Here is a 20,798-nt window from a genome sequence, read left to right as displayed (position 1 = left end):
GGTTCAAAATTTTTCCCAAATTATGATTCAAAGCACACTAATGCACTAAGTTATTTGTCGAATTGAAACATGATTTTCATAATCTAAAATCCTTTTTTGTCGAAAATCAAATTTGGTCACTACCTCAAATTTCTAGTTTTCCAGAATTTAGCAGAACACAAGAAAACCATGAGACGATTTACCCTGTTTACGCTCCTGTATCTCGCGGCGGGAGTCTGCCTAACGGTGTTCGCCCTTCAGCATCTTGACATGACTCCGAACGTCAAGACTATCCTATTGGTAGATGCAGGACTGTTATATCTTTTCGCTGTATTCACGACCTTCCCATTTTGGCATCAATTTGCACAACGGGTTCAGCAAGCAGACTATAGGCCACTTCCGTTTCTACATCTACTACCGCCACCAAGGATACCTCTAATCCTCTCTCGACTCGATTGTGACTGCCATTATAAAATTGGTCGTATCCATTGGTCTTTTTCCCGCTTTTGGCAATGAATGAACAATCCATCACGGCAATCATCGAGTGATTTTCAGACGTTGCTGCTTTGATTAGTTCCGCGTTGAACTGAGCGAAATCAAACTGTTTTTTAAACTGTCGGCGATAAGTTCTCTCGGTTTGTTGGCTGTAGCGGCTCAAGTTGGGTATTGTTTACCTTGCCACAGGCAATTAGAATCGTCGCAAACAGCGTTGTCAATGCTTTTATCTGTGGTTTATGGAAAATCCCCATTTTGCTCAGTAAGCTTTGTACAATTTCCATATGGCTATCGAGTCGGTGCAAGTTTTTTCTAATCAGCACCTTAATGGCTCGATAGCTTTCTTGTCTATTCCCTCAACTAAAAATTGTCCGGAGTATTGCGTATAAGTAATCTTGGTAAATTAACTTGACCGCCAAAGCTTTTCTTGCCTCACGAGCATCACGACAAGTGGCGATAAATTCTTGTAACTCTGCGTTAGCGAAGCTCGCCGAAGGCATCGCAGTTGACACTTCCGTTTTTAGTGTTGCAGCTTGTAGATGCTGATTTATCATAGTCTGCTTTTACACTTCTAGACTCATCCGCATTATCTCGTACTCTTTTTCAAAAATCAAATAGCATTCCTATATTTCAAAAATAATCTTGACTACATTTTTAGTAGAAGTTAATCAACTTCTACAATAAAATTATAAATCAAACTCTTGTATATACACAATTTAAAACGTCTGGTTATTACAGTCTTAATAAGATGACCAATTAAAAACATCTGAAAAGTTTTTGAGAACAAACTCTATAGAAATACCAACTTTCTGTAAACTTATTTCAAAAATAATCTTGAGTGCATTCTTTGTAGAAGTCAATCAACTTCTAAAATTAAATTATAAATCAAACTCTTGTATATACAGGATTTCAAGCGTCTGGTTGTTACAGTGTTAACAAGATGACAAATTAAAAGCATCTGAAAGGTTTTTGAGAACAGACTCTATAGGAATACCAATTTTCTGTAAACTTTCACTTAATAATTGATTCCTTGACTGATCTCTTTCTTCTCTACGAGACGCTGCGCGAATGCGTACTTTGCGGTTCGTCTAAGAAATATTAAGTGCATCGTCATGGAGAATTGGTTTTAACCTTCAGTTAAAGCTCAAATTTGAAATTTATTCAGGAGAGAAACAATGTCTAACATCAACAACAACGGAGTAGATATGAACAATCAAACATTAGCCCAATTGAGTTTCAGCGCAGTGAAGGAACTTAACGATGAGGTAGCTGCTAGCTGTAGTGGTGGTGGCGGCGTAGGAGGCTCTGACCCAGATGTACTTCTTTTCAAAGATCCGGGTGAACAAGGGGGGGCTTTAGGACTCAATTCAGTGACAGGTGATGGCATTGGCAACATCGGGCTAGATAACGAAGGCAATGTTAACGGTTTCAACGATCAAACCTCATCGATTAAGATTCTACGGGGTAGCTGGAATTTCTTTAGCGACTCAAATTTTAAAGGACAGTCTACTGGTGTTCTCGGCCCAGGAGACTATTCTCTTGGGGCTAATAACGACAATATCACTTCCGCCTTCCGTGTAGTGTAGATTTGACTTAAGAGCAACCTTAAGAGTGATTTTTGTCTAGAGGGCAAAGCTGCCTCAGATTATATATCTTTGAGGCAGTGTTAACAGTTTTCAAGTATCAGTTATCAGTTAACTAATATCAATAACTTTACTAGTAATTGTTCCCAGTTCGCTGATAACTCGCAATCACTTCCGCTTTCCGTAATGCGTAATTTTCAGGGATATTGCTAACGGTACTGAAACAGAGAAAAATCAGGATCGCAGCTTGTACATCGCTAATCCACGGAATGCAAGTGAAAATTTTACTGTCTCTGTAGATCCGTTGTAGAGTGATTAAATTGCACCATTTTCAGAGTATGTCATGACTTTACCTATAAGTTTGCCGCAACGGCAAACTTATACTTCTAAGCAACCTTAAGAGTGATTTTTGTTTAAAGGGCAAAGCTACCTCAGAGTATATATCTCTGAGGCAGTTGAATAACCGTATTGATCTGTGTTGCCTCTACGGCATCAAAAACTTCAGTAATTTAACTATGAAATACCAAAGCGTACTGCAACACAGTGAGGAAGACTGTGGTGCTGCAAGCCTTGCCACTGTTTCCAAACACTACGGACGCACCTTTGCCATGAACCGCGTGCGAGAAGCAGTAGGCACAGGTTCACGGGGAACCACGCTACTAGGTTTGAGACGGGGAGCAGAAACTCTGGGATTCCATGCTCGTCAAGTCCAAGCCACCACAGAAGTACTAGAGAAATTAAATGAAGTTCCAATGCCCGCGATCATTCACTGGAAAGGCTACCACTGGGTAGTACTTTACGGGCTAAAGGGGAAAAAATGTATTATCTCTGACCCCGCAGTTGGTATCCGTTATCTCAGCTTAAAAGAGTTAATGGCGGGTTGGAGTGATGGTGTGATGCTGCTGCTGATGCCAGACGACAGCCGCTTTTATGAGCAAGCAGAAGATAAAATTGGTGGTTTTGGGCGGTTCATTGCGCGGATATTACCCTATTGTAACCTGCTGATTCAGGCGATCGCCATCAACTTTGCGATCGGGCTGTTGTCCCTCGCCTCCCCTTTAATGATGCAACTTCTCACCGATGACGTGCTAGTGCGGGGAGATACCCAACTGCTAACAACGGTGGCAATTGGCGTCATTGCCATGAACCTAATTCAAAATGCCATTGGTTTAGTACAATCTCACCTGATTGGTCATTTTGGTCAACGGTTGCAATACGGGCTAATTCTAGAATACGGGCGAAAACTGTTGCGCTTACCCCTATCATATTTTGAAGCACGTCGCAGTGGGGAAGTAGTTAGCCGGATTGCAGATGTTCATACCATCAATAGTCTCGTTTCCCAAATTGTCCTTGGTTTACCCAGTCAATTTTTTGTGGCTCTGGTTTCCTTGGCTTTCATGCTTTTCTATAGTTGGGAACTGACTCTAGCTTCCCTCGCCGCCTTTGTCATCGTTACAGGAGTCAACCTGCTTTTTCTTCCCGCCTTGCGCCGGAAAACCCGCAGCCTCATCGTTAAAGGTACGGAAAACCAAGGCTTTTTAGTCGAAACCTTTCACGGTGTTCAAGTCCTCAAAACCACCCAAGCCACAGAGCAAGCTTGGCAAGAATATCAGACAAATTTTGGTCGCATTGCTAACTTAGGCTGGACTACGATGAAGTTGGGGCTTTACAGCAGCACAGTCACTAGTATTCTTTCCAAATTGACGAGTATTGGCATACTCTGGTTAGGTTCTAGCTTGGTAATTAATCAGACATTATCCATCGGTCAACTGCTGGCATACAGTGGGATGAGTGGCAGCTTTCTTGGGTTTTTAGGGTCAGTAGTCGGGCTAATTGATCAATTTATCACTGCTCAAATTGTCGTTCAACGCTTGACAGAAGTCATAGATGCTACCCCAGAAGATGAAAATGACTTTAAAAAACCTTGGGCAGAAATTTCTGGGAATGCAGATATTACTTGTTCTCAAGTTAACTTTCACCATGCTGGTAGAACTGACCTTTTAGAAAACTTTTCTTTAACTATCCCTGGTGGTAAAGTAATAGCCTTAATTGGTGAATCTGGCTGTGGCAAAAGCTCTCTTGGCAAATTAATTACTGGTTTATATCAAGTCCAATCTGGTAATATCCGTTATGGCTTATATAACCAGCAAGACTTATCTTTAGAATGTTTGCGGCAGCAAGTCGTATTAGTTCCCCAAGAACCTCATTTTTGGAGCCGTTCGATTGTTGAAAATTTTCGCTTTAGTTATCCCAATATTAGTTTTGAAAATATAGTCAAAGCTTGCCATATTGCTGGTGCAGATGAATTCATTAGTAAATTACCCGATAAATATCAAACTGTTTTAGGCGAATTTGGTGCAAATCTTTCTGGCGGACAAAGGCAGAGATTAGCGATCGCTAGAGCAATTGTTACTGACCCACCTATATTAATTTTAGATGAATCCACAGGCGCTCTTGACCCAATAAGTGAAACCCAAGTTTTGGATAGATTACTTACTCACCGTCAAGGCAAAACCACAATTATGATTAGCCACCGTCCTCAAGTTATCAAACGGGCTGATTGGATTGTGTTGCTTGAAGATGGACGCTTAAAAATTCAAGGAACTCCAGAAGAATTACGTCAGATTCCTGGAGAGCATTTAAGCTTTATTGATGAAATTTCTCCTGATCACAATGGGTTTAAATCTTCTTTGGTCTTTCGGAATTAGTTAATGGTTATTGGTAATTTTACATCAACTCAGCATTTATGATTAGTAACTCTCAAAAAAATTTTTTACCCCCACTTCAAGACAACGACTTTCTCCCACCTATTAGCCGTTGGACTACATTTGGCGCACTATTTATCTTGTTTGCGTTGTCGTTAGCTGTTCCTGTAGCTGCGGTTGTTAAATATAAAGTTACAGTCATTGGGCAAGCTGTTGTCCGTCCTGCGGGTGAATTGCCAATTGTACAGGCGGCGACAGAAGGACAGGTAATGCAGATTTACGTCAAAGAAAATCAAACGCTACAAAAAGGAGATAAAATTGCCACTATTGATGACTCTCGATTGCAAACCAAAAAAAACCAGCTGCAAACCAATATTCAACAAGCTAGGTTACAACTAATTCAAACCGTTCTGCAAATTAATGCAATAGATAGTCAAATTCGAGCTGAAAGCGATCGCGCTAATCGGACTATCGCCTCTGCTAAAGCTGAATTGAAGGGACGCGATCGCGATCATCAAGACAAAAAAATTACCAGTATCACTGAACTCCAAGAAGCATCAGCCAATGTCAAAATGGCCCAAGAAGAATTATATGCAGGGCAAGCACAGTTGCAATCAGCACTAGCTAATCTCCACGCGACTGAGGCGGCTTTAGGAGGAGCGACATCAAAGCAGAACCGATATGAAAGTGCCGCTAAACAAGGGGCATTATCTGGCGATCAACTAGAAGAAGTACAGCTGGCTGTCAAACAGCAGGAACAAGCTGTACAGGCGCAAAAAGCAAATTATAAGGCCCAAGAAAAAACAAATGAACGGCTAAAACAAGCTGTTTTAGGGGCTATTGCTAAACGCGATCGCGCTCAAGCATCTCTCAACCCAAGCAATGCAGAGGTAGCAATGGCAACCGAACGCATTGCTCAAGAAAAAGCCTCTGGGGAAGTGAATAAAGCATCGTTAGAAAGAGAACTTCAAGTACTTCTCAAGCAGAAAATTGAAACTGAAAAACAATTAGAGCGCGATACTAGTGAATTCAAGCAAGTTGAAATCGATCTCAAGCAAACTACTATTACTGCTACAGCAGACGGAATTATTTCCAAGTTAAATTTGAGAAACCCCGGTCAAACTCTCCGGGCAGGGGAGGAGGTTGTCCAAATTGTTCCTAGTCATGCACCTTTAATTATCAAAGCAGCTGTCGGTTCTGAGGAAAAAGGTAAGGTAAAAGTCGGTCAAAAAGTGCAAATGCGAGTAACAGCTTGTCCTTATCCCGATTACGGTACTCTCAATGGCATCGTGAAAACGATTTCCCCGGATGCTGTTAGTCCGCAAAAAAACGATGCAAATGCTGATACAAATTCTATCCCAAAAGCAACTGCTGTAGGCGCTTTTTACGAGGTCACAATTGAGCCAGAGAAACTTGCTTTAGGTCGCACTACAAAGAAATGCCAAATTCAATTGGGTATGGATGGCAGGGTTGATATTATTACACGCGAAGAAACTGTACTGCAATTCTTGCTCCGCAAGGCAAGGTTAATCACGGATTTATAACGTTAAATGTGTTTTAGAATTTGTCAGTGTGGCAGTTTCTACATGCTGACTCACCATTGTTCCCTCTTAGACTTCTACGCCTCTCAGTATTCTCTCTTAGTCTTGTTCAGAAATCAAATAGGAGTCCTATAGCTTTTAAATAATTTGTATCAGAAAAGCACAAAGGCTTACATGGCTAATATTTGAAAGTAGGAAAAATCTGCATTCATTGTCAACAAACCTCCTCAGACTTGAGAGTGTAGTCAGACTTTAAAAATATAATAATTAAAAATATTTTGTAAATATTTAAATATTTTTTGATTATTGGATCTCAGATCAAATAAATAAATTATTTTTAAGGATTGCTATATAACATCAAAATAATGAAAATTCGTTTGATAATTATTTATTCAAATATAAATCCTACCCTATTAGAGGGATGTTTATAATTATAAAATGAGGTTAAATAATAGTAAATCAACCAAAAAATAAGTTTTTAACAGCAACAATAAATCAGGAGAATAATTTATGTCTCTCTCAAAAATACTGAAATCAATTATAAATGGGGTTACGCAAGTAATCTCCTATATTTTAGGTGCAGTCAGTAGAATTTTTGGACCTAGAGATGATGATTACCCAGCAACAGGAGTTCAACCTTTTAAAGGTGATATTGCTAATAATAAAGATGGGTATTGAGGTTACATAGGCGGCTCAGTAAGTTGCCCAGACTAAAATCAGGTAGCAACAATGATCGCTGTTACTGCTGTTCTTGAGAGGAGGAGCAATCTGATCGCTTCCCTTGCTCAAGAACAGCTAAAGATTGCTCTTTTCACGATGATCTCACTTTTTCGCGTTGCTCCCGTTCAGTTCCCACTCTACAACTGGCTAGAAATAAAACGAAAACACATAGAACTTGTAGAAAGTGGAAAATGTAGAAAACTTGCGTTGCTGCCTTGGCAATCGCTCGCCAGCTACAATCATTTATACTTATTGTTTTAAAGGGTTTTTAGACAGTGCTAGTACAAAAACTGAATGCGTGTGCAGAATTCATTACAGGTGATGGCACTCGAATGCGAGAATTATTACATCCTGATAAGCAACCTTTGAAATTACGATATAGTCTAGCTCATGCAGTAGTGTCAATTGGACAAACTTCTACACCTCATTCTTTAACAACTTCGGAAGTTTACTACATCCTTAGTGGTCAGGGAGAAATGCACATAGATGATGAAATAGAGATAGTAGAAGCAGGAGATGCTATCTATATTCCACCGAATGCTAGACAATTTATTCGCAATTCTGGGGCAGAATCACTAGTATTTCTATGCATAGTTGATCCAGCGTGGCGTAAACAAGACGAGACTATATATTCAAAGTAGAAACAGTCATGATGAAAAACAAATCGATTAAAGAATCTGGGATCAAAGTTGGGCAGTCCCTACAAACAGGTGCAGGTACGAAAGAGATAGGGTTTCGAGGTTCAGAACAAAAAATAAGTGATCATTTCAGTAACGATTTTCCTTGCTTGTAGGCTCGGTTTGCCGAAGGATTGGCTTTATACCGAGTGTACGCTGCATAAACATAGATTTTTATGGGGATTTAGGGCTGCCAGGTGAGGTTTGCTACCCCCTGAACATGGAATCACCATTCGGCATCAACCCCCTAATAGTACGCCAAGGAAACAATGCAAAGGTGGTTAGCTCCAAGGGCAGAGGAGCGGAGGAGCAAAGGGGCAGAGGGGAAGGAACAAGGCACATTGAACTCTCCTCTGCACCCCTGCTCCTCTGCCTGCCTCCACCTAACATTTTTGGGTTGGCAAACTACTAGTTGTTGACCTTGACACCAAAGGCGGGGACCATCACTGCAAGCGATCGCAGTCTCAGCCATGTACTATACCAAAATCATTTTTTTGACAATATAAAAGGTACTAATATGCTCTCCTGGAAAATAAAACGTGCATGTACAATTGCCTTTGTATGTCTTTCTTTGGCTGCAACTCAAGTAAGTGCGCGGGAAAGAAAAATAAAAGGTTGTCTGACAGAGTGTAAACCGCGTATCGGTATTCTCTCTGCATTTGGTCAAGAAGCAGATATTTTGTTGGCGGAAACTACTAATAAGTATCAATATACAATCAACGGGAATATCTTCACTACAGGAAAGCTAAGAGGTAACAATGTAGTGATTGTTTTGACTGGAGTAAGCGTCGAGAACGCATCAATGGTTACTCAATTGACGATCGATAACTTTAATATTCATCACTTGTTACTCAGTGGAATTGCTGGTGGTATAGATCCAAATTATCACATTGGCGATGTTGCTATCCCTAGCAAATGGTCGCTGCCTTTAGAAGTCTACTGGAACCGTGACAGCAATATTCCAACTCCCTGTGGAACGCCAGGGGACTTGTTGTGTCTTGGCTTGAAGTTATCTACTTTTACTAGTACAGCAAATTCTGATTATCAAGTGCCAACAACAAATGGTTTGGTCGGTTCAGGCTTGTTTATGCGGGACACTTTTGTAAGAAATAGCTCAAACTTCCCAAATGGAGAGTATAAGTTTGATTATAAAGTTGATGCAGAAATGCTGGCTATCGCCAAAACACTTCGTCCGCAACTTGACAAATGTGGCCCGAAGCAACCAAATCTTTGTATATCAACTCAGCCAATGCTGCGGATTGGTGGTAGAGGTATAACTGCGCCAGCTTTTCTTGCTAATCCCGACTACAGAAATTATGTTTTTAAAACTATTAAAGCTGTATCGGTAGACATGGAAACTACAGCATTTGTTCACGTTGCTTATGCTAACGAAATTCCTTTCATTGCTTTCCGCAGTTTATCAGATTTAGCTGGTGGAGATGATTCTACAGATATTGGTGCGTTCTTCGGAAGCGGTTTAGCTGAGAGTAACGAAGCCAAAGTGACTCTTGGCTTTTTAGAGGCTTGGTCAAACACCCATAAAAACCTTGATGAATAGGAGATAAGCTCCCGATTTACTTAAACCAAATTACGTATCTGACTTTTCCCGTTATCTTTTCGTGGAGGTTTTGAGGCGGGCCTAAAGCATCAGTGAGAGGTTAAGGTAATTGCACTTTTGTCAAGAGGGTGCGGGAAAAGGAGATAAATCCACCTTGGAGACTGGCTTTCGGAGATATTTAACCACGCCTAAGTCTTGATTCTCAGGGGCAGCGAAATATTTAATCGGGTCATCCGCTTTGCCTTTGTCATTTGCAACACTAAAATGGTACAAACCACGAAAAATCATCTCCAAAGAAATGCGGTCAAATGGTAGAGATAATTCGTCAGCAACCGCGTCCCCTAAATCAACTAAGACGGCATAAAATAGCCAAGTAGCCCAGACTTGTAGCTTAACACCATTAATAGAACCAGTCCATAAATAAGACAGTCCCAATAAACGTTTAACCACGTAAAAAGCCTCTTCAATTCTCCATCTTCGTCGATATAAATCAGCGACGACGTAGGGAGGTAATATTTGTGGATCGAGAACAGAAGTAACATAAGAATAGCTAGTTTTACCAACCTTTATCTCGATTAAACGTAAAGTCAGTACTGGTGCGCCACGACGAACAGTACCAAGTTGAATCAATCGGTCTTTAAGTAAATGATCATAGCTAAAAATTTTTAAGTATTTAATAGATGCTTTGGCTTTTAAACGAGTAATAAAATGGACTTCTTGATTAATCAGTTGTTGTAAAAACTGGAAATGATAGAAACCTCTGTCGAGTAAAATTAAAGTCTTAGCAGTCACCAAATTGAGTACCGCCGCTTCAAAATTGGTGTCCGAAGCTGCGGGATTAGTGTGAAACCAAACTTCAACAGGTAAACGAGTAACCAAATCAATAACTGTACAAATCTTTCCGGCTAACTGACCTGTTTTCAAGTCTTTCAGGCTTTTTACGAAATAAAGCCTCTAATGTGGAGCCATCAGCTATCCAAATTCGTTCAAAATTACCCAGTGTAAACTTAACACTATCTGGCAATGGTCGCATGAGTCTTTGTTGCCAATTAAATTGCAATTGAGGCAACAAATCTTTAAAGACATTCTCAAATAACTCTGCTGGGAATACTAAAAATCTTTCTGAGAGTGATTGTTGGGCAACTTTGGTAACTTGACACCATAAGAAACCTTCTCGTGCTAACAGACGATTTAACTCTTGAACGCCAGGAACTTGTCGCCACAACAGTGTTAGTACTGCTGCCACCATTAACGATAGATTCAGAATTCTATCTCGTAATCCTAATTGCTTATAATATTTTTGTTGGGCAAAAACTGCTGGGGTTAATAAAGCTTCTAAATGTTTAGCGATCGCTTCATTATCTATAGTAGGAGTATTATGTCCGTGTGGGTGGTCAGAGTTTTGTTTTGGTCGCTTAGGCATGGCGGTAAACCAAATTTTTCATTACCTCGTTTGATAATTGAATTTACCTAACAATGTTGCCTGCTTCTTGCAAAGTTATTTTGTCGTTACAATACTTTTTCTTACCTTATTTAAGTTGTCAAGTACCTTCAAGATAATGATAATCAAATAGAGGGGGAGGAGGCAAGCGAAGCTTGCCTGCTCCCCCTCTCCCCATACACGATTATCATTCTTATTAAGACTATTTTGAGTATTTTAGCTGATTGACAAAAGGCGCTTTATTCTAACCTCTCACGGATGGGGAATGGCGTAGCCGCAGCCCAACCTAGGCATCGCTTTGTTGGTTAATTCCTCAAAGAGAGTTGTATTTGCTAAATTAATCTGGCTAGGTTTTTTCTGCATCGTTAATCAACTTATACAATTCAACTATCCATCAAACTCTTGTAAGTACTCAATTTCAAACGTCTGGTTGTTACACTCTTTACAAGAAGAGCAATTAGAAATATTTGGAAATGTTTTTAATAACAGACTGCACAGTTAACCAAATGAATCTCGGCTCGAAAGTAAACATCTATATCAAACAACACTAATGTCACATACGTTGATTAATTTAACATTGCCAATAGTCATTCAAGAAATTGAGAATGTCTTATATGAGTACCCTGAACATCCTTATCAATTAGCTTTTTCGATTCATGAGTTGCGCCAAAAGTTAATTGCCCACATTCTAAGTCATGTCCCTAACCGCTATGTAGTCGAAGGGGTACAGGAATTATCCAGCACCCCCAAAAGCCGCTACTCTTTCCCTCTACAGGAGCGGATACATATAGAAACAGTGCTTCACGGTAGTATTCTGCATATCCTGCGCGAAAACGCTGATTGGCTAAGTCGCCAGATCCTAACTCTGTCTATTGTTGGGTCAGTTTTGCTCCCTATTCTGATTTAATCACTTCATACTCTTGGGCAACAATACAGTAGAGAATATATTTTGCGCTAGGGTCAATATTTACTTTTACGCTAGCGCAAAGTATGTATTGTACTCTGCGTTTACTATGAGTAAAAATCCCACTAGATAAAAGGTTTCAGAATAAATTTTCTGTGCCGGAATTATCCTGAAGTGTACTAGTTTTTACGACAGGTGCGATATTTGATGTGATAAACCAAACCTCGGTGTGCAAGATCGAAGGAGTCAACAGTAGCCATCCCTTGACCTTTGGCAGTCATCGCAGTATTCACCCGCATGGAAGGATGGGGTTCCCAGCCTATCAGCTTGTGAAGAAGCCAGTTTAGAAGTGAATCAGAATAAACTGGCTTATCTGAGTTGACGCGATCGCAGGTACTATCTAATCCGTCAAAACCTTTTCTCATAAACATTTATGATTCGCGGAAAAGTCTATTTAAAATTCGTTCTAATTGCAGTTTAGGATTGCGATATAATTGCCTAAATTTAGCGTTTAAAGTCTTAATAAGAGCAACAGAGGGAAATTTTTTGTAAGAGCAATTATGTTTTGAAAAGGGGTTAAATAGCGTGTTAATTGTATAACTTCTACTAAAACGTTCAAAAGGTAGAGGTTATATTGGGCAAAATTTGTAACTATTAAATGTGCGGCAAAAAAACTCAAGATGAGATTCAATTTTAACTTGACAATAATCTAGCCAAATTTCAGAAAGCTACTGCAACCTTCCTAGCGATCGCCACCATTAAAGAGGCTGAAAAAGCAACCTTAGAAGCGATCGCCGCTAGACTAGATGCCGAAGCCGCTGCGGTAACTACAAAGAAGTAAGACACGATTAAAATAAATTGTCCGGATTAGGAATCCCGCGTAGGTTTTGCCTAAAAAATAAAAATGTGTAGGTTGTGATAAGACTAATTATTAAAAAAAGCATACATATATGGATAGATTATCTCCCACTGATATCACAGTACACTCCCAATTTCTAGCTTCAGTGACTGAACAACTAAATCAAATTGACCTCACCCAACAAACAAACCAATTTGATAGTTTGTTTGTTGCCTGTATTTGTGTCGCAGCAGTCTTCTTCTATATCGGAGTTCGGGTTAGAAGGCGGCACAAAATACGCGATGAACTAATAGCAATGCGGCTAAAACAAATTCAAACCCTAGAAAGAATTTGGCAAATGGCGGCTGAACGCAGAGATTAAGCTGCCAATATTTTTTGCCTTAGCGCTGCCAAAAATAATCCCAAAGTTCACTGCTTTAGGTGCAGAGTTTCTGCTGTAGTTTATACCAATTTAAAAAATATTTACGGTAGATCCAAACTTGGAAACCCAGATTTAATCTGAATTACGAATCTTGACGGAGTTGAATATCTTATGTCACTCAATCGCCCATTTGAATCTGTATCTTCCGAGCCAACTGCTGATTTGAAAAACAGTGCTGCAAACAGCTCAGGTTCAGTCTTAGCGCCAGTATCTACAGATCGGATTAGTACTGACGAAACCGCTTCTAAACCCCCTCCACAGCGCAAGAGATGGCTTTGGGTTATACTGGCGGTTCTGCTGATTGGCGGCGGGGGCTTTGTAGCTTGGCGACTGTTAGGCAACCGAGAAGCTCCGCCGCCACAGGCACCGCCTCTTCCAGTTAAGGTGCAAACTCTTGAATCGAGTCAAGTTCAATCTACTTCTGAGTTTGTCGGCACATTAGAAGCCCAGGAGCGCGTTTCGCTTCAGCCCCAAACTCAGGGGCGAATCGATCGCATATTTGTAGCCAGTGGCGATCGCGTCAGCAAGGGAACCCCAATTGTCTCTCTAAGTTTGGATCAGACTACAGCCAATATTTCCAGCGCTATTGCTACGGTTAACTCCAATCGGGCGGCTGTAGCAACTGCTCAGGCAGAACTAGAAGCAAAACGAGCCGATCAAGTCAAAGCAGCAGCAGATGTGAAATTACAGCAAGTGCAGTTCCAGCGAACCAAGGTGCTTGTAACTGAAGGCGCACAGGCAAGGCAACAACTGGATATTGCGAAAAACAACCTAGATGCAGCGATCGCCACCCTAGCCGCCGCCCAAAAGCAGGTAAATGCAGGCCAAGCAAGTGTCAATCAGGCACTATCGAACGTCCAGCAAGCCCAGGCTGAAGTGGCCTCAAGTCAAGTGAATCTGAGCCAGAAGCAGATAGTTGCACCGCTTGATGGTATCGTTGGCGATTTCTCCGTCAAAGTAGGCGATTATGTGAATACTGGCGGTAACTTAACCACAATTACCAAAAACGATCTCCTGGATATGCGAATTTTGGTGCCATCCAACAATGCTGCCCAATTGCGTCGAGGATTACCTGTAGAGCTACTAGATGCCAACACAGGTAAGCGTTTAACCACCGGCAGTATTAACTTTATCTCGCCACAAGTGAATACATCTGCCCAATCTATATTAGTGAAAGCTCGATTTGGTAATTCCAATGGCAAATTGCGGGATGGGGAATATGTTCGCGCCCGGATTGTCTGGAGCCAGCAGACGGGAATTTTGATTCCGACTCAAGTGGTGAATCGCATTGGTGGACAGAGTTTTGTTTATGTGGTGGAAGAAAACAAATCTCAGGAAAAGGTGGTAGAAGAAGACAAGTCAAAACAAAAGCCGCAATTCGTTGTGCATCAAAAACCTGTGAAGTTGGGTGAGGTGCAAAGCGAACGCTATCCTATTTTAGAAGGAATTAAACCAGGCGATCGCATAGCGGTGTCCAATATCCTCAAACTACGTGATGGCATACCCGTTCAACCACAACCTTAGTTTAAACGCATAGGCGTTTCGCTTTCCCGCAGGGGTAGGGGGCAGAGGTAAACGCAGAGGGACGCAAAGAATTAAGAAATCTTTATACCAATTCTCTATGAAGATGCGCCTAATTATTTTGGGACATAGCAAATTATCTTTAAAAAAACCTCTGCGTATCTTTGCGCTAACCTTTGCGTCGGCAGTCACTCATGGGGAGCCAGTGTGTTGGGCGGCTCTGCCGACTTAAAAGCAACTGGCGTGGAAACCCACTTGGCGTTAGCCTCTCCCTTTGGGAAAAGACCGCACTGCCTCACCTTTGCGTTGAAAAAAAATCGGTCTTAGGAGTTAATCATCATGTCGATCGCAGACACCTTTATCAAGCGACCTGTCTTATCAACAGTTTGCACCATCTTAATCTTGCTGATTGGTGGTATCTGTATTCCCTTACTGCCGATTAACAACTTACCGGAAATTGCACCGATTCAGGTACAAACCTCCAGCACCTATATTGGCGCAGATGCCCAAACTGTTGAAAATACCGTATCAACTTTGGTTGAGCGGCAAATAAACGGGGTTGAGGGGATGCAATACATGACTTCAACTAGTGGTAACAATGGTACCAGCACCATTTCAACTCAGTTTGACCCAACGAGTAACCGTAACATTAACCAAGTCAACGTCCAGAATCGAGCCGCGATCGCCGAACCGACGTTACCTGAGTCTGTGCGGCAAACTGGACTGACCACCCTAGCACGTTCTAGCAGTATTCTCCTAGTTTATGGCTTCTATGCCGAAAATAGCGAGTACGACAACATCTTTTTGAGTAACTATGTTGACCTGTACATCACCGATGCCATCAAGCGCGTCCCTGGTGTGGGAGATGCAACTCTGGTTGGGGAACGCCAATATGCGATGCGGCTATGGCTTGACCCAAACGCTTTAGCCAGTCGGGGTTTGACGGCAACAGATGTCAGCAGTGCCTTAACTGCTCAGAATGTTCAGGTGGGGGCAGGGTCGATTGGTCAAGCGCCCACGAAGGCAAATCAGAACTCGAATTTCCCGCTACGTATCAATAGTAGATTAAAAGATGTCGGCGAATTCGAGAACCTAGTAATTAAGACCCAAACCGACGGGACACTGGTTAAACTCAAGGATGTGGGACGAGCCGAATTAGGCGCACAGGACTATACTACTTCGGCACTGGTACAGGGCAAACCCGGCGCTGCCATGTTGATCTATCAACTTCCGGGCAGTAATGCGCTGAATACTGCCAAAGCCGTGGAAGCCCAAATTGCAGAGCTAGAGAAAAACTTTCCCCCCGGTTTGAAAGCGGTTATATGCTACGACACCACCAAGTTTGTGGAAGTCTCAATTGAAGAAGTCGTCAAGACGCTGATGGAAGCGATCGCCCTAGTGGTGCTAGTAATTTTCATCTTTTTGCAAGATTGGCGTGCTACCATCATTCCGGCGATCGCTGTTCCTGTATCCCTGGTTGGTGCATTGGCCTTTGCATATCTCCTGGGCTTTTCGCTCAACACGTTGACTATGTTCGGATTAGTACTGGCAACAGGTCTGGTTGTAGACGATGCCATCATCGTGGTAGAGGGGATTGCCGCTAAGATGGAACAAGGCTTAGACCGACGGCAAGCGGCTTTTGAGACGATGGGGGAGCTTTCAGGAGCGGTGATTGCCACCTCCTTGGTGTTGATGGCGGTATTTATCCCGGTGTCCTTTTTTCCGGGTGCGACTGGCATCATGTATCGGCAATTTGCACTGATTATTATCTTCTCCATTGGTATTTCTTTATTCAATGCCCTGAGTTTCACCCCCAGTATGTCGGCACTCTTCCTACATCATGCCGACGGGGAAGGGCGAGGGCCACTGGGCTGGTTCTTTCGGCAGTTTAACCGGGGCTTTAGCTGGGTGCTGAAGCAATACGAGGGTCTAACCAAGTTCCTGATCCGCATCCGCATGTTTGTAGTGGGGGTATTTATCCTCGGACTGGCAGCTACGGTGTTTATCTATCTTTCCGTCCCCAGTGGATTTGTGCCAGATGAGGATCAAGGTATTATCGTCGGTCTGATTCAGGCTCCCGATGGTGTCTCCCTCGCCTCCACCGAAAAAGTGACGCAGACTGTGTATCAAACCCTGAAAAAAGAAGTGCCTGAACTGTCAGCGTCTCTCGTCATTGGCGGCTTTGGTTTAAACGGCAATGGACCCAATCAGGGGACGTTTTTCTTTAACCTGAAAGAGTGGAAAGAGCGCGAGGGTGAAGAACATTCGGTGAAGGCCATCGTGCAACGGCTGAATGGCATCTTCGCCCAAAATCAGGATGCCTTGATATTTACATCCAACCTACCCGCCGTCTCTGGCTATGGCGTGACAGGTGGCTTTGAATTTCAACTTCAAGACCGCAGCAACGGACAACTGAGTATCGATCAATTTTTGGCGATCGCGCAACAGTTGATTGCCAAAGCCAATCAGAATCCCGCCTTGCGCCAAGTGTTCACTCAATTTACCGCCAGCACTCCCCAGTACGAGATTGACATTAACCGCGATCGCTTAGAAGCCCTCGATGTCGATTTTAGTCAGGCAATGAGTACCCTGGGCGCTTACATGGGTGGGCAGTATGTCAATGATTTTACCTTCTCCCAGCGCAGCTACCGAGTATACATCCAAGCAGATGAACAGTTTCGCAACTCTCCCGACAATATTGGTCAAATTAATGTCCGTTCCAGAGGTGGTAACATGGTGCTACTGAATGAAGTGGCCAAAGTGACTCCCATTACAGGGCCGCAAACCATCAGCCACTTCAACTTATTCCGCTCCATCAAGATTCAAGGTAGTGCTGCCCCTGGTTACAGTTCTGGGCAAGCAATTGAGGCGATGCAGCAGGCTTTTAAGGAGATTGACCAGCCAGGTTTGGGTTACGACTGGACAGGAATTTCCAGAGAAGAAGCCAAGTCTGGCGGACAAACGATTCTGATCTTTGCTCTTGGGATCGTAGCTGTGTTTCTCATTTTGGCAGCGCAGTACGAAAATTATATCGACCCAATCATCATCCTACTGACAGTACCCTTTGCGATTTTAGGCGCTCTGTTATTCGTCTCAGTGCGCGGGTTGGTCAACGATTTGTACTGTCAGGTGGCACTGGTGATGTTGATTGGTTTGGCGAGTAAGAACGCGATTTTGATTGTAGAATTTGCCAACCAATCGCGGGAGAAAGGAATGACCATCGCCCAAGCCGTAATCCATGCAGTTGAACAGCGACTCCGCCCGATTCTCATGACCACCATCGCCTCCCTATGTGGATTCCTTCCCCTAGTACTGTCATCCGGGGCTGGTGCAGCCAGCCGGACATCACTTGGTACGGCGGTGTTTGGTGGGTTATTTATCTCCGTCATCATGAGTCTGTTGCTGGTGCCCGTCCTTTATGTGGTGGTGAAAAACCTCACAGACTTTGGCTCTAAAGGTAAGCCACCCCAATCGCCTGAACCTACTCAATCTGGAGAATTAGCCTCTTTGAATGGAAAGAGTCAAGGAACAGTCGTCAAGTTTCAGGGAGATGCCCCTGCTTAATGGATTGAAAGCGATGGCGATCGCTCTTTCTATACAAGTACTACCCATGCTTTAGAAGACACAAGTCTGTTTCAATACAGTTCAGTTAAGCATTTCTTCCCTCTCTTCTCTCTGTGTCGCGCCAGTTGCTTCAAGTCGGGGAACCCGCCCAACGCACTGGCTTCTCTGCGCCTCTACGGTTCGTAAAAAAAGAGTTTTAGTAGCCTTAAGTGAACCGTATTGGAGTCTGTTTGTGATTCAAATTACTCATTCACACCATGCTATGAAACTTAAAATTCCTTCTTGGGTCAGTACCACTATCGGGCTGTTGAGTATGGGAATGATGCCAGCTCTCGGTGCTGAACAAATCAAATTTTCTTACAGTCTTTTAGAATTTTCTCTTCCTGTTACTGATTTAAAAACTTATGCTAAAGAAGGTAAAATTAGCAGTGAACTAGCATCATATAAAAAATACCTCAAACCAGAGGATATTGCTCAACTGCGTCAGGTTTTGACTGAAAAACAAAAATTAAGTCCCGTAGCAGTCTCTCAATTTCTCTACTCAGAAATTGGAGAATCGATGTTAAAGTCTGCGGGTCAATTGATTCAAACAGATTCAAGACAAAACGGTTTTTATGCAATTCGTGCGGCGTTGATTCTAGCGGCGGCTGATCCAGAGGGATTAACACTCCTGAATACGATGCGCTACTTCCCTTCACAGAGTATTCGGATTAAGACTGAAGAGCTTTTGGCACTGATGAATAAACTTTCAACTCTGAACAAGGAGACAAGTCAAGCTCTCTCTGTAATTGAGCAACAGTCTAATACAGAAGCATCGACTGAACCACCTGTAGATATCTCAAAATTACCGGAATTATACAACAAGTCAGGATCGTTTTCTTGGCAGAAGAGAGCGATCGCGTTTGTGGATACTAATCGTAAATCCCTGACTGGAAGTATTAAAACTAGAGTCATTCAGACAGATATCTATTTACCTGAAAGTCAAACACCTGCACCAGTTGTAGTCATTTCTCATGGACTAGGTTCCGATCGCGAGAGCTTTGTTTACTTGGCAGAAAATTTAGCATCCTATGGATTTGCTGTTGTTGTTCCTCAGCATCCTGGTAGTGATTCTCTCCAAATGGAAGCACTACTCACAGGGAAAAGCCAACAAGTATTTGCAGACACAGAATTAATTGACCGACCTTTAGACGTAACGTTTGTACTTAATCAATTAGAACAGCGTTCAACATCTGATCCGTGGCTACAAGGAAAAATCAACGTTCAACAAGTCGGTGTGATTGGACAATCTTTCGGTGGTTACACAGCCTTAGTTTTAGCTGGCGCACGCATCAATATTAATCAGTTGCACAAAGATTGTAAATCTGAATCTGATCCGGTCAATATGTCGTTGTTGTTGCAGTGTCGTGCTTTAGCACTGGGAAAAAATTCTCCTGATTATGAACAGATACAACAAAACTTAAGCAACCTAGATTTACGCGATCGCCGAGTTAAAGCTGTGATTGCTCTCAATCCAGTCACGAGTAGTCTTCTTGGGCAAGCAGGTCTGAGCCGAATCGAAATTCCCGTAGTCATTGCTGGTGGAGCCTCAGACACGCTTACTCCCGTCTTGTTGGAACAAGTACAAGCATTTTCTTGGTTGACTACCAAAGACAAGTATTTGGGTATTGGTGACAAAGGGACTCATACTGATTTGATTGGTGGTGTGAGTAGCGTAATTTTATCATCTTCTAACCGTTTCTCTGGTTTCTCTGGACGCGATCCAGAATTGGGACGCACTCATCTTCAGGCTTTTAGTACAGCTTTCATGAAAGTATATCTTGCTCACCAGACTGAATATCGTCCTTTTCTAAGTACATCTTATGTGAAGAACTCAAATCGGGATGAACCAGTCAAGGTCTATTTCGTTAGGTCGCTACCACCAGGATTTCCCCAGGGATTAGTTCGTAAGAAATGAGAATTAAATAATTAAGTATTCTTTAATTTTAGGACTTACAAATTGACAAAAAATACCAAATATGTTTTTTTGGGAAAAAACCACATCTTTCCAGTGTATTTCAATCCCCAGCCATTTCCAGGTAACGAAAATGAATTCAACCAGGACGATCAGCAAGCTTTACCCATTCGCGAGAAGACTTGGTTACTCTGACGAATGGCACTAAGAAAAGCCGAAATGCTTGTGAATTAAGCAGTTTGCAACTGCTTTCGTAATTCGTGCCGGGGTTTGGTCATTAAGGGATAAGCTTTCGGGCGGCGTTTACGGACTCTTGGTTCGTTTCTAGCAGGACGGTCGGGAACAGCCTTGTGAGCAATAACTTTTAGCAAAGTGTGATAAAGTCGGAGACGTTTTTGATCAGAAGCAGCTAATAATTTGGGAATAAAGTTAATTAAATGATGGCGAGTACCTTGCAGTGATAGGCGATTTGGAGGAGTACTATAAATAGTTCCAGCCGACCACATTAAGCTACGAAGTAGATTATAAGCCACTAAAAAAACGTAAATTTCTTTGCGGATAATTGAGGGTGTTTTACATCGCAGAATATCCATACCCAAGCTAGTTTTTAGATGGCTCAAATCCAATTCGACATCCCAACGTTTACTGTAAATTCCAACAATTTCGAGAGTAGAATAAGTTGCTATATCCAAAAGAGTAGTAATTAAGCTGACTCGTTGAGTGCGAAAACCAGGGATAACAATGTAGTAATAGATTTACCGCACAGTTATTGCAGAAGGTAAGAACCTCTTGTCAGAGCGATGGGTTCAGATGCCTGTCGTTACATTGATCAAGCTATCCTAGCGTTGGGTTTGGAAAAAGTTGTTACATCTCCCA

General features: G+C 42.3%; 16 protein-coding genes and 2 pseudogenes. 12 read left to right on the top strand and 6 right to left on the bottom strand.

Annotated elements, in window-relative coordinates:
* Window positions 1-313 precede the first annotated feature (313 nt).
* Window positions 314-637, bottom strand: coding sequence for a hypothetical protein (locus V7K61_RS04520; protein WP_335051325.1), 324 nt, complete (start codon window positions 635-637; stop codon window positions 314-316).
* Between the two features lie 193 nt (window positions 638-830).
* On the bottom strand, window positions 831-1,028 hold the full coding sequence (locus tag V7K61_RS04515) for a hypothetical protein (RefSeq protein WP_442936291.1): 198 nt from the start codon (window positions 1,026-1,028) through the stop codon (window positions 831-833).
* Window positions 1,029-1,649: 621 nt separating this feature from the next.
* Between V7K61_RS04515 and V7K61_RS04510 the strand changes: the two genes are divergently transcribed.
* The 7 genes from V7K61_RS04510 (at window position 1,650) to V7K61_RS04480 (ending at window position 9,258) form a co-directional block, all read left to right on the top strand.
* Window positions 1,650-2,060, top strand: a complete 411-nt coding sequence (locus V7K61_RS04510) for a beta/gamma crystallin-related protein (protein ID WP_335051323.1) — start codon at window positions 1,650-1,652, stop codon at window positions 2,058-2,060.
* Between the two features lie 512 nt (window positions 2,061-2,572).
* Window positions 2,573-4,765: a peptidase domain-containing ABC transporter gene (locus tag V7K61_RS04505; protein ID WP_335051321.1), complete on the top strand. Its 2,193-nt coding sequence runs from the start codon at window positions 2,573-2,575 to the stop codon at window positions 4,763-4,765.
* A gap of 38 nt (window positions 4,766-4,803) precedes the next feature.
* A complete protein-coding gene (locus V7K61_RS04500) occupies window positions 4,804-6,306 on the top strand; it encodes an HlyD family efflux transporter periplasmic adaptor subunit (RefSeq protein WP_335051319.1) in 1,503 nt (500 codons plus the stop codon).
* Window positions 6,307-6,813: 507 nt separating this feature from the next.
* On the top strand, window positions 6,814-6,981 hold the full coding sequence (locus tag V7K61_RS04495) for a hypothetical protein (RefSeq protein ID WP_335051317.1): 168 nt from the start codon (window positions 6,814-6,816) through the stop codon (window positions 6,979-6,981).
* 51 nt (window positions 6,982-7,032) lie between these two features.
* Window positions 7,033-7,284, top strand: a complete 252-nt coding sequence (locus V7K61_RS04490; protein ID WP_335051314.1) for a hypothetical protein — start codon at window positions 7,033-7,035, stop codon at window positions 7,282-7,284.
* 14 nt (window positions 7,285-7,298) lie between these two features.
* Window positions 7,299-7,664, top strand: a complete 366-nt coding sequence (locus tag V7K61_RS04485) for a cupin domain-containing protein (protein WP_335051311.1) — start codon at window positions 7,299-7,301, stop codon at window positions 7,662-7,664.
* A gap of 553 nt (window positions 7,665-8,217) precedes the next feature.
* Window positions 8,218-9,258, top strand: a complete 1,041-nt coding sequence (locus V7K61_RS04480) for a 5'-methylthioadenosine/S-adenosylhomocysteine nucleosidase (RefSeq protein WP_335051309.1) — start codon at window positions 8,218-8,220, stop codon at window positions 9,256-9,258.
* Between the two features lie 132 nt (window positions 9,259-9,390).
* Here V7K61_RS04480 and V7K61_RS04475 read toward each other — a convergent pair.
* A pseudogene (locus V7K61_RS04475) lies at window positions 9,391-10,681 on the bottom strand (IS4 family transposase); the annotation flags it as partial.
* A gap of 568 nt (window positions 10,682-11,249) precedes the next feature.
* On the opposite strand from V7K61_RS04475, the gene V7K61_RS04470 reads away from it, so the two are divergent.
* Window positions 11,250-11,606, top strand: coding sequence for a hypothetical protein (locus V7K61_RS04470; protein WP_335051307.1), 357 nt, complete (start codon window positions 11,250-11,252; stop codon window positions 11,604-11,606).
* 176 nt (window positions 11,607-11,782) lie between these two features.
* Here the strand turns inward: V7K61_RS04470 and V7K61_RS04465 are convergent.
* Window positions 11,783-11,905: pseudogene (locus tag V7K61_RS04465) on the bottom strand (DUF4360 domain-containing protein); the annotation flags it as partial.
* A 418-nt stretch (window positions 11,906-12,323) separates the two neighbouring features.
* Window positions 12,324-12,449, bottom strand: coding sequence for a hypothetical protein (locus tag V7K61_RS04460; RefSeq protein ID WP_334704736.1), 126 nt, complete (start codon window positions 12,447-12,449; stop codon window positions 12,324-12,326).
* Window positions 12,450-12,553: 104 nt separating this feature from the next.
* Here V7K61_RS04460 and V7K61_RS04455 point away from each other — a divergent pair, with 104 nt between their 5' ends.
* The 4 genes from V7K61_RS04455 to V7K61_RS04440 all read left to right on the top strand — a co-directional run bounded on the left by V7K61_RS04455 (window position 12,554) and on the right by V7K61_RS04440 (window position 19,925).
* Window positions 12,554-12,823 carry a hypothetical protein gene (locus tag V7K61_RS04455; RefSeq protein WP_335051304.1) on the top strand — a complete coding sequence of 90 codons (270 nt, stop codon included), beginning with the start codon at window positions 12,554-12,556 and terminating at the stop codon, window positions 12,821-12,823.
* 171 nt (window positions 12,824-12,994) lie between these two features.
* Window positions 12,995-14,407: an efflux RND transporter periplasmic adaptor subunit gene (locus tag V7K61_RS04450; RefSeq protein WP_335051302.1), complete on the top strand. Its 1,413-nt coding sequence runs from the start codon at window positions 12,995-12,997 to the stop codon at window positions 14,405-14,407.
* A 336-nt stretch (window positions 14,408-14,743) separates the two neighbouring features.
* Window positions 14,744-17,968, top strand: coding sequence for an efflux RND transporter permease subunit (locus V7K61_RS04445; protein WP_335051300.1), 3,225 nt, complete (start codon window positions 14,744-14,746; stop codon window positions 17,966-17,968).
* A 262-nt stretch (window positions 17,969-18,230) separates the two neighbouring features.
* On the top strand, window positions 18,231-19,925 hold the full coding sequence (locus tag V7K61_RS04440) for an alpha/beta hydrolase (protein ID WP_335051298.1): 1,695 nt from the start codon (window positions 18,231-18,233) through the stop codon (window positions 19,923-19,925).
* Window positions 19,926-20,152: 227 nt separating this feature from the next.
* On the opposite strand, the gene V7K61_RS04435 is transcribed toward V7K61_RS04440, so the two are convergent.
* On the bottom strand, window positions 20,153-20,614 hold the full coding sequence (locus V7K61_RS04435) for a transposase (protein ID WP_335051296.1): 462 nt from the start codon (window positions 20,612-20,614) through the stop codon (window positions 20,153-20,155).
* Window positions 20,615-20,798: the final 184 nt, after the last annotated feature.

It is taken from the genome of Nostoc sp. (assembly GCF_036918015.1).
Lineage (GTDB): Bacteria > Cyanobacteriota > Cyanobacteriia > Cyanobacteriales > Nostocaceae > Nostoc.
This window is presented reverse-complemented; position numbering and strand designations above follow the sequence as displayed.